This window comes from Chryseobacterium sp. SORGH_AS_0447, from assembly GCF_030818695.1.
GTDB lineage: Bacteria > Bacteroidota > Bacteroidia > Flavobacteriales > Weeksellaceae > Chryseobacterium.
On record NZ_JAUTAR010000001.1, the window covers coordinates 2,192,932 to 2,209,753 of the forward strand.

Annotated in this window: 15 protein-coding genes and 1 pseudogene; 8 read left to right on the forward strand and 8 right to left on the reverse strand. The window is 40.2% G+C overall.

The window, feature by feature from the left end:
- Positions 1 to 16: 16 nt before the first annotated feature.
- Positions 17 to 589 carry a thiol peroxidase gene (gene tpx, locus QE422_RS10180; protein ID WP_307457604.1) on the reverse strand — a complete coding sequence of 191 codons (573 nt, stop codon included), beginning with the start codon at positions 587 to 589 and terminating at the stop codon, positions 17 to 19.
- Positions 590 to 743: 154 nt separating this feature from the next.
- Here tpx and QE422_RS10185 point away from each other — a divergent pair, with 154 nt between their 5' ends.
- On the forward strand, positions 744 to 2,372 hold the full coding sequence (locus QE422_RS10185) for an NADP-dependent glyceraldehyde-3-phosphate dehydrogenase (protein WP_307457607.1): 1,629 nt from the start codon (positions 744 to 746) through the stop codon (positions 2,370 to 2,372).
- A gap of 332 nt (positions 2,373 to 2,704) precedes the next feature.
- Here QE422_RS10185 and QE422_RS10190 read toward each other — a convergent pair whose 3' ends face one another.
- The 3 genes from QE422_RS10190 to QE422_RS10200 all read right to left on the reverse strand — a co-directional run bounded on the left by QE422_RS10190 (position 2,705) and on the right by QE422_RS10200 (position 4,991).
- Positions 2,705 to 3,544 (reverse strand): IS3 family transposase, encoded by an 840-nt coding sequence (locus QE422_RS10190; protein ID WP_307462308.1) that lies wholly within the window; start codon positions 3,542 to 3,544, stop codon positions 2,705 to 2,707.
- Positions 3,532 to 4,056: a transposase gene (locus tag QE422_RS10195; RefSeq protein WP_307456351.1), complete on the reverse strand. Its 525-nt coding sequence runs from the start codon at positions 4,054 to 4,056 to the stop codon at positions 3,532 to 3,534. The genes QE422_RS10190 and QE422_RS10195 overlap by 13 nt, the downstream gene beginning before the upstream one ends.
- A 104-nt stretch (positions 4,057 to 4,160) precedes the next feature.
- A complete protein-coding gene (locus tag QE422_RS10200; protein WP_307457610.1) occupies positions 4,161 to 4,991 on the reverse strand; it encodes an alpha/beta fold hydrolase in 831 nt (276 codons plus the stop codon).
- Between the two features lie 238 nt (positions 4,992 to 5,229).
- Here QE422_RS10200 and QE422_RS10205 point away from each other — a divergent pair, with 238 nt between their 5' ends.
- Entirely contained in the window at positions 5,230 to 5,730 is a 501-nt protein-coding gene (locus tag QE422_RS10205; RefSeq protein WP_307457612.1) for an RNA polymerase sigma factor, read from the forward strand.
- 18 nt (positions 5,731 to 5,748) lie between these two features.
- The gene (locus QE422_RS10210; RefSeq protein WP_307457615.1) at positions 5,749 to 6,345 is read left to right on the forward strand and encodes a hypothetical protein; all 597 of its coding nucleotides are present in this window, start codon (positions 5,749 to 5,751) and stop codon (positions 6,343 to 6,345) included.
- A gap of 29 nt (positions 6,346 to 6,374) precedes the next feature.
- Here QE422_RS10210 and QE422_RS10215 read toward each other — a convergent pair whose 3' ends face one another.
- The gene (locus QE422_RS10215; RefSeq protein ID WP_307457617.1) at positions 6,375 to 6,938 is read right to left on the reverse strand and encodes a YdcF family protein; all 564 of its coding nucleotides are present in this window, start codon (positions 6,936 to 6,938) and stop codon (positions 6,375 to 6,377) included.
- 3 nt (positions 6,939 to 6,941) lie between these two features.
- Positions 6,942 to 8,453: a S41 family peptidase gene (locus QE422_RS10220; protein WP_307457620.1), complete on the reverse strand. Its 1,512-nt coding sequence runs from the start codon at positions 8,451 to 8,453 to the stop codon at positions 6,942 to 6,944.
- A 189-nt stretch (positions 8,454 to 8,642) separates the two neighbouring features.
- On the opposite strand from QE422_RS10220, the gene QE422_RS10225 reads away from it, so the two are divergent.
- Positions 8,643 to 9,740 (forward strand): MBL fold metallo-hydrolase, encoded by a 1,098-nt coding sequence (locus QE422_RS10225; RefSeq protein ID WP_307457623.1) that lies wholly within the window; start codon positions 8,643 to 8,645, stop codon positions 9,738 to 9,740.
- A gap of 1 nt (position 9,741) precedes the next feature.
- On the opposite strand, the gene QE422_RS10230 is transcribed toward QE422_RS10225, so the two are convergent.
- Positions 9,742 to 10,029, reverse strand: a complete 288-nt coding sequence (locus QE422_RS10230; RefSeq protein ID WP_307457625.1) for a GNAT family N-acetyltransferase — start codon at positions 10,027 to 10,029, stop codon at positions 9,742 to 9,744.
- 235 nt (positions 10,030 to 10,264) lie between these two features.
- On the opposite strand from QE422_RS10230, the gene QE422_RS10235 reads away from it, so the two are divergent.
- The 4 genes from QE422_RS10235 to QE422_RS10250 all read left to right on the forward strand — a co-directional run bounded on the left by QE422_RS10235 (position 10,265) and on the right by QE422_RS10250 (position 14,053).
- Positions 10,265 to 10,687: a hypothetical protein gene (locus QE422_RS10235; RefSeq protein WP_307457627.1), complete on the forward strand. Its 423-nt coding sequence runs from the start codon at positions 10,265 to 10,267 to the stop codon at positions 10,685 to 10,687.
- A gap of 120 nt (positions 10,688 to 10,807) precedes the next feature.
- The gene (locus QE422_RS10240; protein WP_307457630.1) at positions 10,808 to 11,698 is read left to right on the forward strand and encodes an AraC family transcriptional regulator; all 891 of its coding nucleotides are present in this window, start codon (positions 10,808 to 10,810) and stop codon (positions 11,696 to 11,698) included.
- A gap of 88 nt (positions 11,699 to 11,786) precedes the next feature.
- Positions 11,787 to 12,788, forward strand: a complete 1,002-nt coding sequence (locus tag QE422_RS10245; RefSeq protein ID WP_307457632.1) for an aldo/keto reductase — start codon at positions 11,787 to 11,789, stop codon at positions 12,786 to 12,788.
- A gap of 74 nt (positions 12,789 to 12,862) precedes the next feature.
- A complete protein-coding gene (locus QE422_RS10250) occupies positions 12,863 to 14,053 on the forward strand; it encodes an MFS transporter (RefSeq protein WP_307457636.1) in 1,191 nt (396 codons plus the stop codon).
- Between the two features lie 456 nt (positions 14,054 to 14,509).
- Here QE422_RS10250 and QE422_RS10255 read toward each other — a convergent pair.
- A pseudogene (locus QE422_RS10255) lies at positions 14,510 to 16,731 on the reverse strand (NADP-dependent isocitrate dehydrogenase).
- Positions 16,732 to 16,822 lie beyond the last annotated feature (91 nt).

The following is a 16,822-nucleotide window of genomic DNA, read 5'->3' on the forward strand; positions in this document are numbered from 1 at the left end:
AGGATGTGTAAATGTTTTATTTCTTCAAGGCAGCGATGGCCGCTTCATAATTCGGCTCATGAGAAATATCCGCTACCTGCTCTTCGTAAATGATCTTTCCTGCAGGATCAATAACGACAACCGCTCTGCTTAACAGTCCTTTCATGGCAGAATCAGTCAGTTCAACCCCATACTTTTTCCCGAAATCCGAACGGAAATCTGAAAGCATCACTACATTTTTAATGCCTTCGGCCCCGCAGAATCTTTTCTGGGCAAACGGCAGATCTTTGGAGATGCATAGAACTACCGTATTCGGAAGATTAGCAGCCTCTTCATTGAAATGACGTACCGAAGCAGAACATACCCCGGTATCAACGCTCGGGAAAATGTTCAAAATCAGGTATTTTCCTTTATAGGAATCCAGCGTCTTGTCTTTCATGGTAATATCCGTCAGGGTAAATTGCGGAGCCTGTTTGTTCAGTGCCGGTAATTTGGCATAAGTATGAACCGGTTTTCCGCCCGCCAATACCGTATTTGCCGTTCTGGAATTTTGGGCAAAAGCAAATGCGGAAAGAAATAAGAGAACGCCGAAAGCGAATTTTGAATACATAAAATTATTTTTAAGCAAAATTATTGTTTTTCCGGTTCGGTCATGTTAAACTTTTTTTAAATAGAACAAATCTATGACCCCGCTCTTTTTAAAATCAAAATTTAGGGTTACCTTTAATATTCAAATCCTATCAGACTATTAAAAACAAAAAATTATGAGTTCAGAAGACACCTCTTTATTTCACGAAATATTCAAATCCGAAAACGACATTCCTGAAGAATATAAAGTTCCCGAGCTTCATCAGCGGGAATACCTGCTCAACGGCGAGCTGGTAAAATGGGAGGGTAATGTGCAGGAAATTTATTCCCCGGTCTGCATCCGCACCGAAAACGGTCTCGAAAGAAAATTACTGGGAAGTATTCCGGATATCGGACCTGATGAAGCGATGAAGGTTTTGGATGCGTGTGTCAAAGCCTATGATAATGGACTCGGTGAGTGGCCGACCATGTCTGTAGAAGGCCGCATTAAGTGCATGCAGAAATTTGTCTATCTCATGATCAAAGAACGGGATCTCATCATCCGGCTGCTGATGTGGGAAATCGGAAAAACCCTGGCCGATTCTACCAAAGAATTCGACAGAACCGTAGATTATATCAACCAGACCATAGATGCACTGAAAGATTTGGACCGGGAATCTTCCCGCTTCCAGCAGGCAGAAGGAACGATCGCCCAGATCAGAAGAGCACCGCTGGGAGTTGTGCTCAGCATGGGGCCGTTCAATTATCCATTAAATGAAATTTTTACGACGCTGATCCCGGCATTGATCATGGGGAATACCATTTTGTTTAAGCTTCCAAAACACGGCGTTTTGGCCCATTATCCTTTGTTAAAAGCTTTTAAAGAAGCATTTCCTGCCGGAACCGTCAATACCCTTTATGGTAAAGGTTCGGAGATCATTACGCCGATCATGGAAAGTGGAAAAGTAAATGTCCTGGCATTTATCGGTTCCAGCAAAGTGGCCAACGGACTGAAAAAACTGCATCCGAAAGTTAATCGTTTAAGAGCTATTCTAAGTTTAGATGCAAAAAACGCAGCAATCGTTACCAAAAACGCCAATCTTGATGTAGCGGTAAACGAATGCATCTTAGGGGCACTTTCTTTTAACGGGCAGAGATGCACGGCTTTAAAACTGATTTTTGTTCAGAAAGAAGTTGCAGAAGAGTTTACTGAAAAACTAACGGCTGCCGTTTCTGCAATGAAAGCCGGTCTTCCTTGGGAAAAAGACGTAAAGATCACTCCTCTTCCGGAAGTCAATAAACCGGCTTACCTTAAAGAATGTATCGACGATGCATTGGCGAAAGGTGCAACAGTACTAAATAATCATGGTGGTTTTACGGAAGAATCTTTTGTATTCCCGGCAGTGGTTTATCCGGTAAACAGCGAAATGAAACTTTATCATGAAGAGCAGTTCGGGCCGATCATCCCGGTCGTTCCGTTTAAAAATATTGAAGAACCTATCGATTATCAGGTGCATGCTTCGCACGGAATGCAGGTAAGCATTTTCAGTGAAGATCCGATGGAAGTCTCTAAACTTATCGATCCTTTTGTGAACCTGGTAAGCCGGGTGAACATCAACTGCCAGGCACAGCGTGGTCCGGATGTCTTTCCGTTTACCGGAAGAAAGGACAGTGCGGAAGGAACCCTTTCCGTTTTCGATGCGCTGCGCTCGTTTTCGATCAGGTCTCTGGTTGCTGCAAAAATTACGGATTCCAATAAAAACCTGCTGAATACAATTGTCAGAGATCATGATTCCAATTTCCTGAGCACCGATTATATTTTTTAATATAAAAATCAGTGAAATCTGCAAAGGATTTAACAAATGATATTTGACGCGAAAATCTATGGTTATCCCTTAGCACAAAAATTTTAACCACAAAAGAGACAAAAGATATCGATGCTGCAAATTAAAGCTGAATATCTGATGTGGATAAGTTCACAAAAGTTTAAAAATCTTTGATTTTTATATTCGATAAAGTCAAAGACGTCAATAGGTAGCTAAGGTTACTCTGAGCCATCGGGATTATTTTCGAAAATCTATACTATCGACTAGAAAATAATACAGCTTAAAATAAAATCCGCAATCTGATTAGACTGCACCCAAAAGTTTGGACAAAATTAAACAATATTATTAAAGAAAAGAGTTCGGTACTGTACCGGGCTCTTTCCATTTAGATTTAACCGTATTCTGTCATTATTGTAATAAGTGATGTATTGTTTTATCTCTTTTTTCAGCTCATCAATTGTTTTAAACTTTTTGGTATAAAACATCTCAGATTTCAGTGTTCCGAAAAAGTTTTCAATCACGGCATTGTCCAGACAGTTTCCTTTTCTGGACATACTCTGGATGATTCCTTTTTCTTTCAAGATATTTTGATATGCCTTCATCTGGTATTGCCAACCTTGATCTGAATGTAAGATGATATTTTCTGTATTTTTAATTTTCTTTAAGCTCTTTTTCAGCATATCTGTAATCTGCGCGAAGACAGGTCTTTCTGAGAGATTATAGCTGATGATTTCACCGTTGAATAAATCGATGATCGGAGACAGATAAAGCTTGTTTCCCGAGACATTAAACTCAGTTACATCAGTTGCCCATTTTTTGTTCGGCTGCTCTGCTTTAAAGTTTCTTTTTAAAATATTGGGTGCTATTTTCCCTTGTTCACCCCGGTAAGATTTGTATCTTTTGACCCGTATAATACTTTTCAGTCCTAACGTTTTCATTAATCTCAAAACTGTTTTATGATTGATGATGACACCTTTTTCTTTCATTGTTAAAGTAATACGTCGGTATCCGAACCTTCCTTTGTGCCTGTGATAAATTTGTTTTATCATTGCTTTTACATCAGAATATTTGTCGCTCTGAGCTCTGTTCTGATGATAATAAAAACTGCTTCTGCCCATCCCTGCACAATCCAGCAACACAGAGAGATTGTATTGATGCCTTAACTCTTCGATGGCTTCTGCTTGTTGTTTTTGAGAGCTAAGGCGTCTAACTTTTTTAGAAAATCGATTTCGGCCCGAAGTCTTTCATTTTCCAATAACAGTTCTTCTTCTCTAGTCAGTGGTTTGCCGGACTTTTTCTTTTTTTGTTTGTAATTGCTCATTATTGATGCTCTTCCTATGGGTTTATTCTTTAACCCTAAAATACCATATTTTTCGTAAGCAACACGCCAGGTACTAATACTGGATTCTGCAGCGATATTGAATCTGGCAGCAGCTTGCTTTAGAGAAAGGTTTTGCGACTCCATCGTTTCCAAAACCCTGAGCTTAAATTTTACATCATAACAGCGGTTGCTCCTGCGTTGTAAACCCTGAATTCCGTATAAATCATAAAACCTTTTCCATTTGCGAATAATAGACTCATCCAAACCTATTTCCCGAGCTAAAGAGCGGACCGAAAGATTTTGTTTCCCAATTCTTTCTATGCAACTCAACTTAAATGATAAACTATATTTTGATATTCCCATAAATAAAAAATGCCCCTAAAAAGTGTCTAACTTTTTGGGGGCAGTCCAGATCGAGATTGCGGATTTTTTGATTGGTAAAAATCAAATAGATATTGAAAGAAAAGTTACTTTTCAGTTAAGAACCTGCTGATAATGCTATTTAACTCTTCAGCATGGGTTACATTAAGTCCGTGCGGCGCACCGTCGATAATAACGAATTCATTATTGGCAATTCCTTGTGCAGCCTGTTTTCCTGCTGTATCAATAGGAACTACGTTATCGGAATCTCCATGAACGATCAGTGTTCTTACGTTTACATTAGAAAGTTCCGGACGGAAATCGGTATTTGCCCAGCTTTCCGCACATTTGATGGTGGCAATCGGGTTGGCAAAAGAAGCGATGGCCCAGTCGTAATCGAGCTGCTTTTGGCTTACCGGTTTAGACAGCATTCCGTAATTGTAAAAATCTTTGTGGAAAGATTCCAGGAATGTAATTCTGTCGGTTTTCAGAGCATTCAGGATCTCATCGAGTTTTTCCTGTGGCACTCCATCAGGATTATCTTCTTTTTGTTTTACAACAGGAATAATGGATGAAATCAGCGCTACTTTATCTACATTTTCAGATCCGTAATTGGTTAAGTAACGCACAACTTCTCCTCCTCCCATGGAGAATCCGAAAAGAATTACGTTTTTTAAATCAAGTTGTGAAATCAGTTCGTGCAGATCCTTTGCCAGTCCGTCATAATCATATCCGTCTGCTGTAGGAGACGATTTTCCGAAACCTTTTCTATCATAAGCGATAACCCGGTAACCTAAATTTAAAAGTACGGGAATCTGCATCTCCCATGATTTTCCGCTTAGCGGCCATCCGTGAATTAAAATAATAGGTTGTCCTGATCCGAAATCTTCATAATAAAGTTGGACGTTCTGGTCGTCCTGTTTTGTAATGTAAGGCATAATTATATTTTTGGTGTACAACATGGATCTCAAATATTGAGCCATAATATGGTAGCTTTAAAAAAATTAAATCAAGATTATCTTTTATATCAATTGATATTCATATGCTCTTCCTTTGTCAAAATTTTTAAGTACACTCAAATTAAATTAACTTAGAAAATCTTTTATTTTTATTTTTTTCAAAACGATTGTAACATTTTTTCACGATAGTAACTAACTCTACAGAGAGTAAAAAATCATGGCTTCATCAGAACAGGAATTTTTAGAAAAGATCGAAAAACATAAGGGAATCATTTTTAAGATTTCTAAAATGTATATGGACGAAAAAGACGACCGCGATGATCTTTTTCAGGAAATTACGTATCAGGTCTGGAAAGCGTATCCCAACTTCAAAGGGGAAAGTGAATTTTCAACCTGGCTATACAGGATCGCACTTAATACGGCCATTATTTTCCTCAAAAATGAAAAGAAAAGAAGTTTTATCGGGCGTGAGGATTTTTCCAATTACAAAATAATACAGGACGAATTCGATCACGAAAAGGAAGAGAAGCTCAGTGCGATGTACAAAGCCATCTACCAGCTGAATCCCATCGACAAAGCTTTTATTTTCTACTACCTCGAAGATTTTTCCGGAAAGGAGATTGCCGAACAGCTGGGAATTTCCGAAGGAAATGTGCGGGTAAAAATGAACCGCGCCAAAAATAAACTGAAAGATATCTTACAAACAAATACACCCTAACTTTTAAATCAATTTATCATGAATATAGACGAACTTAAGAATGCCTGGAATGAGGATAATTTCTTCGACGGAACTCCAGAAATCAGCCTCGAACAGAAAAATAAAATCAATCTCCCGCTTGAAAAGATCCGTAAAAATATGAGAATGGAACTTTGGTCTACCATAGCGATCTTTGTTTTTGCCTTTACTGTAATTGCAGTATGCGGAGCGGATTTTAAGTTTAAATTTTATCTTTCGATCCTTATTGCCTCGATGGTTTTTGTTACTTTTTTCTTTTTCAGCCAGTTTTTTAAACTCTATAAAAATATGAGTGATCCGGGGATGAAAACACTGGCCGGGTTGAAGGATTTGCTTCATCAGTTTCATCTGAACAAGCAGTATTATCTTTCCTTTTATCTTTCTTTTGTACCGTTTTTAGTCTGCGAACTGATTATTGTACTCGAATTCATTCCACGTCCAGTCCCTTTGTCCGATGTACAGGTCGCATCGATCCTTATCGGAACGTTGGTGATAACAATGCCATTGCTGTTCGTTATTGGCAAATGGTGGTTCCGGATGTTTTACGGAAAGTACATTGTGCAGATTGAAAATCTTGTCAGAGAACTTGAACAATAGGTTTCGGCGGGCCAAAGGCCCGCCGAAACCTATTGGGTATAATAAGCAGGAAATTCCCTGAGAATAGAGTACAGGTCTCTCCATTCAAAATAAGCCGGACTTACGGAGCTGACGTTATCAAAACCCTGATCTTTAAATAATTTTTTGGTCCGCGTCACATGGAAATACTGCGAAACCACAACAATGCTGTTGAAGTTCATTTTTGATCTTAATTCTAAAGTATTTTCTACAGTTGCCCTCGTATTGTCGCCTTTATTATCAACAACAATTACAGAATCCGGAATACCTTTAGACACCAGGAATTCTTTCATCTTGGTACCTTCATAAAAGCCTTCCTTTCCCAAGCCGCCGCTTACGAGGATCTTTTTAATACGCCGGCTTTTATACAGTTCGATGCCGCTTTCCAAACGTTTTTCAAGTCTTTCTGATAAGGTGCCGTCTTCGTTTACTTTACTTCCCAAAATAACGGCGAGGTCTGCTTTCTTTCCTTCATCGGAAATTCCGTCGATAATAAGGTAAATGCTGTGAAACAGAAACCACAAAAAGAAAACGGAAATGAGGATTTTGAAGATTTTAAAACTATTTTTTTTCATCCGTTAATGGGGTTGGGTCTTCTCTTTTTCAATTTCCTTCATGACCCAATCCAGTTCCGGATCTTTTTTGTCGAGGACGTCCTGTATTGTTTCGGGAATCGTAACATCAGGAACCACGCCTTTTTGGGTACCCGTAAAAGTAATGTTAGGCTGTACGAGAAGAACGCCGATCGGCAGATCGATGTTAGAATTCGGGAGAGTCTGGTAAGAATAAAACCCGGCCACGGTTCCGTCATTGGCTCCCCCGGTTTCTTCACCTACAAGAACAGCTCTTTTGTCGTTTTTCATTTTGGCCGTCAGAATCGAAGATGCCGAAAAGCTTCCGCCGTTGATGAGCACAAAAACTTTTCCCTGAAAAGCATCTTTTTTTGGCTTCGATGGCTTATCTGCCTTTGTTTTATAGTAGAACTTACCGTCTTTCCGATAGGTGCTGAACGTTTGTCCAAAGAAAAAAGCAGGATAGGTCAGGGTTTTTAAAACATATTGTAAAAATCCGGTTTTCCTGAAATAATTCGTTTTAACCGGCGATGTTCCTGACGTGACCTGCGATGGTTTTATCAACGTATACGGCTCAGGGCTGAGGTAAGAATAGAGATTGTTGATTTCTTCAAGAGAACCGCCATAATTATTGCGGATATCGATAATCAGATATTGGGAATTCGCATTTTTAATCCTGCTGAAAGTTTCCTTATAAAACCTTGAGGAATAATCACTCGAAAAACTTTTCACTTTGATGTAGGCGATGGTGCTGTCCTGGTCCAGAAATCTGAAGTTTCTGTTGTAGGAATTGCTGAAAGCGATATAATCATTCACCTTTTTTTCCTGGGTTCTTTTCCTGTTTGCCTTTTCCTGCTTCAGATCGGATTCGGATTTGGTTTCCCTTGTCAGCAGGTATGTTTTTTTCTGTCCGTGGTAAAGGGTTTCGATTATTGCCTGGTCTTCATAGCCTTTCTCTGCGACATAATAATTAAAGAATACATCTTTCAGGTAATACGGATGAAAAGTGGTGTTGAAACCGTCGCTGCTGATCAGTTTCCGGTATCTTCTGATGTAGTCGGAAACTGGAACCTTATCAATAGACAGGATTTCCGTACCCGGCTGTATATCCTGAATGGAATCTTTATTTTCGGTAATGAAGAGCCGGTCGCCCTCCACAAAATATCCGAAGCGGCTGAACATTCCTTTTTTGCCTTCCAGAGCTTTAATTTCCTTGCGGGTAATCAGCTTTGCCGGAATTCTCAGGGAGAGATGGCCTTCGCGGATATCTGCAATCACGGGTTGCAGCTTAAAATAAAACTGGAGCGGGGTCAGAGGTTCAGTAATGGTCCCCTTCAGGCTGTCGAACTTATGATCCAGTTCTTTTTTGGGAATGTACCAGTACAATTGCGGATGGGTTTCTTTCAGCCTGGAATAAGCAAAATCAACATCCTCTTTCAGCTTTTCCGGAGGAATGCATGCTTTTTGCTGCTCATTATATTTCTTTACAGAAACACAGGAGGTTAATGTAAAGGCCAACAGAAATATAAAATAATTTTTTAAATGCACTTCGAATTTTTTCAGAAGCTAATTTAATAGTTTACAGCAATTAATAAATATCATTCCGGGTAATTTTCTTGAATTCATTAAAAAAAATAATTTAAAAATAAAGGTTTTACGCTCCTGATCCGTCAGAGAATATAACCTATACACTTTACCGTATTTAAAATGGGATATACAATCATAGCAATAATCGTTTTAATCATTGTTTTATACTTTGTGATTACCGGGCAGGAAGTTTTCGGTTCGGATGCCAAAGGGGAGAGGCTGGAAAGGATGCGCCAGTCCCGGCATTATAAAAACCATCAGTTTCAGAATCTGAGCGACACCCCGTCCCTGGCTGAAGGATATTCCATGCCCAAAGTGATGTATGATTTCTTTTTCAAAAAGAAAAACCCGCTGATCAAACCGTTGAAAAATATACCGTCGGTCCATACTGATCTGAAGAATCTTCCGAAAGATCAGGATGTCTTTGTATGGCTGGGGCATTCGTCCTATTATATCCAGACAGACGGGGTCTCCTTCCTTATTGATCCGGTTTTAAGCCCGTACGGTTCACCGTTTAAATTTTTTAATAAGGCATTTACCGGGGCCGATATTTTTAAGCCGGAAGACATTCCTCAGCTTGATTACCTGGTGATTACCCACGATCATTATGATCACCTGGATTATCCTACGGTAAAAGCCATCAGGGATAAAGTATCACAAGTGATTCTGCCTTTGGGCGTTGGAGCACACCTGGAACGGTGGGGTTACCGGCCGGAACAGCTGATCGAAGAAGACTGGGACAGCGAAGTGGGTTTAAAAAACAACATCAATATCATCTTTACTCCCGCCAGACATTTTTCGGGGAGGAAAGTGAAAAGGAATGTGACGCTCTGGACTTCGTATGTTTTAGAAACCCCGACAAAGAAATTATTTTTAGGGGGTGACAGTGGTTACGATACCCATTTTAAAATGATCGGTGAAAAATATGGACCTTTCGATTATGCGATTATCGAAAACGGGCAGTACAACGAAGCCTGGAAATACATTCATGCCCTTCCGGAAGATGTCATACAGGCCAGCATCGATGTCAATGCAAAAAATATTATTCCGGTTCACTCTTCAAAATTCGCCCTCGCGCTTCATGCCTGGAATGAGCCGCTGCAAAAAGTAACGGCCCTCGGAAAAGCAAGAAACCTGAATATCCTAACCCCAATGATCGGAGAACCCGTACATTTAAATCAACCGGATCTTCAGTTTACAAGCTGGTGGGAGGATTAAGCTAGGCGTGCCAGATGTCTTTGTATCTTGCCGGATGATTTTCAAACTGCTGCCGTACAAAATCGCATTCGGGATCGATCATCAAGTCTTTTTCTTCCGCATACCGCACCAGCTCATCAAGGAGCATTTTGGCATAGCCCTGTCCTTCAAGTTCTTCGTCAAGTTTGGTGTAGTAGACGATAAGTAACCTTCCGTCTATTTCGATGGACATGTAACCTGCTTTTTTTTCATCAATCAATATCCGCAGTTCATCGTGGTATGGAGATATTTCAAATTTTATATTTTCCATAATATTGAGGTTTAGATGATTAAAAAATGATGTGAAAGCTTTTTCTTTAAAATTACAAATTAAAAATGAAATCCCTTACAGTTTTTATATAAAACCTGATGGCTCTCTTTTGAAAATTTAAAACCATAACCAGATCGTAATATTATAGAAATTTTAACAAAAATCTATAATATTTAAAATTATATGGCATTTAAATTGAAAATACCTAAGTAGTTTTAATTTAAATTTGATGATTATGAAAAAGTTAATAATTGCAGCTATGCTGGTCGGGACTTTTGGTTTATCCCAGGCGCAGACCGATTATTATAACGACTATAGAAGAAGCATTACGGATCTGAACTGGCAGAGTGTAATTTCCGATCTGCTTCTGTCTTCAACCCAGGCCAATGAAATTTATGCTCTAAATGACCGGTACCGTGATTATGATACATGGGACAGAACTTATACGAATAACCCGGACCGATGGAGAACCGACCGGTATGGTGAGCTCGAAAGGATTATGGGCAGTGAAAAATACATGAAGTTTAAAAACAAGTATTACAAAGGCCAGAATCCGGTAGCTGTATACAACCGGAATAAAAACAACGACAAGCGTTATAAACACATGGATAAAAAAGTGAAAATGCATAAGCCTAAACACGGAAAGGGACATCGTTAGAAAGAATATTTGATAATTAGTGCAATATAAAGAACGGCCGGTCTTCATGATCGGCCGTTTTTATATCGTAATATTCAGCAATTGCTTTTTTATATTGTTTGAATTTTATAATTTTGAATCATGGAATCCAATGAAACAATAAAAGGTTTTTACCAGCGGGTAGGGCTGGAATGCATCAAAACGCCGGGAGTCGGACATTTCAATGTGTTTTCGAGAGAAAGCTGTTCTTTGGTTACGCCTTACAGCAGAAGAGATTATTATAAAATTTCATTGATCATCGGAAAGGGCAAGCTGCACTATGCCGACAAATGGATTTACATAGACCGGCCTGTCCTCCTGTTCTCCAATCCGGTGGTGCCTTATTCCTGGGAAGCCGAAAACAGTGATCAGAAAGGGTTTTTCTGCCTTTTTACCGATCAGTTTGTGCATGAAAACCGTTTGGGCAACATTCAGGATTCCCAGCTTTTTAAAATCGGCGGAACGCCGGTTTTCTTTGTTACCGAAGAGCAGCAGCAGACGGTCTCTGATATTTTCGTAAAAATGATGACCGAGATCCAGTCGGATTACCTGCATAAATACGATATGCTTCGGGCTTACCTTCACCTGCTGATCCATGAAACCATGAAAATGCGTCCGGCAGAGAGTTTTGAACCGTACCAGAATGCATCACAGCGGATTGCCTCTTTATTTATGGAGTTGCTGGAAAGGCAGTTCCCGATCGACAGTCCGGAAAGGTTCCTGAAACTGAAAAGCCCGATGGATTATGCGGAAAGCCTGTCCGTTCACGTTAATTCCCTGAACCGTTCCGTAAAAGAAATCACCGGTAAAACCACCAGCCAGCAGATTACCGCCAGGATTATCCATGAGGCGCAGGCATTGCTGAAGCATACCGACTGGAATGTTTCCGAGATTGCCTATGGCCTGGGGTTCGAAGAGCCGGCTTATTTTACCAATTATTTTAAAAAGCAGACCGGGATGACGCCCAATGCAGTACGAACTGCTGTTGTTTGAATTTTATAATTCTTTGTTTGAATTCTATATTGAATGTTTTTGCCGGCTGGTCTAATTTTGTATCATCAATTTAAAATCACAGGTTATCATGAAATTTAGAACATTAGGAAACACAGGAAAGCAGTTATCCGCTATCGGATTAGGCTGCATGGGGATGAGTTTCGCCTATGGCCCGACCGACGAACAGGAGAGCATCAAGACGCTGCACAAAGCGTTGGATTTAGGTGTTAATTTCTGGGACACAGCGGATATGTATGCCAATGGAGAAAACGAAAAGCTGATCTCAAAAGTATTGGTTCCCAACCGGGATAAAATTTTTATCGCTACCAAATTCGGATTCAGGTTTAAAGACGGGAAAGCCGGCCACAGCGGTGCACCCGGAACATATTTCGATGGTTCACCCGAATGGATCAAAAAAGCAGTTGACCTCAGCCTGCAACGATTGAATATTGATGAGATCGATTTATATTACGCCCACAGGGTAGACCCGAATATTCCGGTTGAAGAAACAGTCGGTGCCATGGCAGACCTGGTAAAAGCCGGAAAAGTAAAATATCTCGGATTATCGGAAGCTTCGGCAGAATCGATCCGTAAAGCCAATAAAATTCATCCGATTACCGCATTACAGTCGGAATATTCTTTACTTACAAGAGATGTTGAAAAGGAAATCCTTCCCGCAATCAGAGAGCTGGGTATTACCCTGGTTCCTTATTCTCCGCTGGCGAGAGGGCTGTTCTCCAACATCAATGAAGCGCAGAATTTTACGGATGAAGATTTCAGGAAATCCTTGCCGCGGTATCAGGAAGCTTACCTCGAAAATAACCGGAATTTAGCAAAGGAAATTAATGAATTTGCCGCCTCCAAAGGAATTAAAGGAACACAGCTGGCCTTGGCTTGGGTTCTGAATCAGGGAGAAGATATTATTCCGATTCCGGGGACCAAACGCATTCAATACCTGGAAGAGAATATTGCCGCTGCGAATATTGAGCTTTCTTCATCGGATCTGGAAACCATTGATGCCATCCTGAAGAAGTACCCGAATGTAGGGGAAAGATACAGCGAAGGTTCCATGAAATTAGTTAATAATTAAAAGACCCTATTATTCTTACTCCTGAGTTATTTTTCGGGAGTAAGGATTTTCCATGAAAATTTTCATCAACAGCAATGGTTACACTTAAAGAAAAAAATAAATTTATTGCGACGGTTCTTGCATTTGCAGTAATCCCGATGTCCGGGCTTGCCACGGATATTTACCTGCCTTCGATGCCAAGCATGGCCACGGAACTGCACCAGCCGGAAAGCAATATCCAGCTTACCTTGTCCATATTTTTAATCAGTTACGGCCTCACCCAGTTTTTTGCCGGAAGCATCGTCGATTCATTCGGAAGGTACCGGATTTCAATGATCTCCCTCGCTTTGTTTGTGGCTTCTTTCCTGGTAACCGCAACAACGCAGAACATTTTTGTTATCTATGCCATGCGGGTGCTACAAGGCATTTTATCAGGTTTTGCCGTGGTCGCCAAAAGGGCCTTTTTTGTGGATGTGTATGAAGGGGAGGAGCGGAAGCATTACCTCAGCATCATGACCATTGTCTGGTCGGTAGGACCTATCATTGCACCGTTTATCGGCGGGTATCTGCAAAAGAACTTCGGATGGCAGTCCAATTTTTATGTGCTGGCCGGGTACAGCCTGCTGCTCTTGATTCTGGAATTTGTATTTTCCGGTGAAACATTGAAAAAGAGAAATCCTTTTCATATTGAATTTCTTATCAGAGAATACAATTCCATGTTCAAAGCCAAAGATTTTTTTTATGGAATGATCATGTGCGGTCTGAGCTATTCGATGATTATGTTCTTCAATTTATGCGGATCATTTATTATCGAGCATAAAATGGGCTATTCTGAAGTTGTAGCAGGCTATGTTTCCCTGATCCTGGGGTTTGCCTGGATGACCGGCGGATTCCTGGGAAAAGCACTGATCAATAAAGCATTCCTGCCGAAAATCCGTAATGCGAATTTTATCCAGCTGCTGTTAATTGTCATCATGTTTATAGCATCCTATTTTTCCAACAACATTTACAGTCTGGTAGCTTTCGCATTTTTAATCCACGTTACTGCCGGATTTATATTCAACAATTATTTTTCCTACTGTATCGGAAGGTTTCCAAATTCTGCCGGAATTGCCGGTGGTCTTACCGGAGGTGTTGCTTTTATCATCACTTCGGCCATAAGCTATGGTATTGTTGCGGTGATCAGACCTCAGATTCAGCTTCAGGTAGCGGAAGGTTATTTCGTACTGGGAATTTTAGGCCTGTTTATCTTAAGCATGATTAAATGGAGAAAAGCCCATGCCTGAAATGATAATTATATCTAAGTCTTAATCTTAAATTATTTAAATTTTCTACATCATAATTTCAATAATAAATCCTCTCGTTACGGGAGGATTTATTGCTACATAAGTAATTGAAAAGTTGATATTTGTTTTAATGGAGACGGATGCGATCAGGTTTTACTTTAAATTCACTCTGATTTTCAAACAAAATGCTAATTTATAGATAGTGAAAGGTTGTGATTCAAAATCTAAATCTAAATTGGTCCCTTCGAATCTCTGACTTCTGAAATAATCTGAAGCTGGAAACTTGATGCTGATCTCTAATACAATGTTGAGATCCCTTGTGGGATAACAAATAGAATGTTTAATTTACTGTAAAATGATGATTTAATATTAACCTTTCTAAAAAAGGTTTATTATTTAAGTCAAACAAAAAAGCCCCTTTAAAAAGGAGCTTTTATTTATATCAGAAACTGGAAATTAAATTCCGTCGATAATTTCATTTAAAACCGTGCTTGGCCTCATGGCTGCATACGTTTTGTAGGTGTCAGGGCTTATAATAACCGTCAATATTTTGAGGCTTGCCCTGAGCACCGATTAACTCGGCATTGATTACTTCTTCGTTTTCCTTCATGGCATCAGCAACCGGAGCAAACTGAGCGGCCAATTCTGCATCAGCCGTTTGGTTGGCCAAGGCTTCTGCCCAATACATCGCCAGATAGAAGTGGGAACCTCTGTTGTCGATTTGTCCAACTTTTCTGGCAGGAGATTTATCAGTCGCTAAGAATTTAGCATTTGCCTCGTCCAATGCATCCGCCAACACCTGAGATTTTGTATTTCCCTGCGTTTGTGCCAGGTGCTCCAAAGAAGCCTGTAATGCAAGGAATTCCCCTAAAGAATCCCATCTTAGATACCCTTCTTCAATAAACTGCTCCACGTGTTTCGGGGCAGAACCTCCGGCTCCTGTTTCAAATAAACCGCCTCCGTTCATCAATGGAACGATGGAAAGCATTTTTGCAGAAGTTCCAAGTTCAAGAATCGGGAAAAGGTCGGTTAAATAATCTCTTAACACGTTTCCAGAAACTGAAATGGTATCTTTTCCTTCTCTTGCTCTTTTTAAGGTTTCGGTCATAGCATCTTTTACATCCATGATCCGGATATCAAGACCGTTTGTATCGTGATCTGCCAAGTATTTTTCAACTTTTTTAATGATCTCTCTGTCGTGTGCTCTTCCTTTATCCAGCCAGAAAATTGCAGGAGTATCGGATAATCTCGATCTGTTTACTGCTAATTTTACCCAGTCCTGGATAGGCGCATCTTTCGTCTGGCACATTCTGAAAATATCACCTTGTTCTACTTTCTGAGATAGAAGAACGCTTCCGTTTTCATCCTGAACCTCGATTGTTCCTTCAGCAGAAGCCTGGAATGTTTTGTCGTGGGAACCGTATTCTTCAGCCTTCTGAGCCATCAAACCTACATTCGGTACAGAACCCATTGTTGTAGGATCCAGTTTTCCGTTGGCTTTCATATCGTCGATTACGGACTGATAGAAAACCTGCATAAGAACGGTCCGGAATGATGCATACCGTATCTTCTTCTTTTCCTTCTGCATTCCACATCTTACCTCCGCCTCTTACCAAAGCGGCCATAGAGGCGTCAACGATAATATCGGATGGAACGTGGAAATTGGTAATTCCTTTGTCTGAATTGACCATCGCCACTCTTGGCCCGTTCACCAAAGCTGCTTCGATATCGCCTTTGATGTTGGCTTCCTGCTCGTTTCCTTTAATCTTATCGAAAAGATCGGCAAGTCCGTTATTTGGGTTAACATCTAAAGACCTGAAGGTCTCTGCATATTTTGTGAAAACCTCTTTAAAGAATGTTTCTACGATCGCTCCGAAAATAATAGGATCGGAGATTTTCATCATGGTTGCTTTCAGGTGGGCAGAAAGAAGAACATTTCTGCTTTTTGCTTCGTCGATCGCCTGCTGAACAAAGGCTTTCAACGCATTTAAATTCATTACCGAAGAGTCGATAATTTCACCTGCTTGCAGATTTGCGAAATCTTTCAAGGTTGTTTCAGCACCTTCGTTTCCTTTGAAAACAATTTTGTATTTCGTAGCGTTTTCCAGGGTAACAGAATTTTCTGTTCCGTAGAAATCTCCGCTTTCCATGTGTGCCACATCGGTTTTGCTGTCAGCAGCCCAATCGCCCATTCTGTGAGGATTCGCTTTTGCATAGTTCTTTACCGCTTTCGGAGCGCGTCTGTCAGAATTTCCTTCTCTTAACACAGGATTTACGGCACTTCCCAATACTTTGGCATATTTAGCCTTGATTGCTTTTTCTTCGTCATTTTTAGGTTCTGCCGGATAATTCGGAACAGCAAATCCTTTCGCCTGCAATTCTGCAATTGCACCATCCAGCTGAGGAACGGATGCGGAAATATTCGGTAATTTGATAATGTTGGCATCAGGCTGGGTTGCCAGCTGACCCAATTCAGCCAAAGCATCACCGATTTTCTGATCATCTTTCAAAAACTCAGGGAAGTTGGCCAGGATTCTTCCTGCCAAAGAAATATCCGGGACTGCGATCTCAATGTCTGCTGATTTGGTAAAAGCTTTTACAATCGGTAAAAACGAGTGTGTAGCCAACATTGGAGCCTCATCCGTAAGGGTGTAATAGATTTTTGATTTGTCTGACATTATACTGTTATTTATTATTTGATTTTTTAAGACTCACAAATTTAGTGATTATGATTGTTTATTCCGATATTTTGCATAAAAAAAGAGGCGG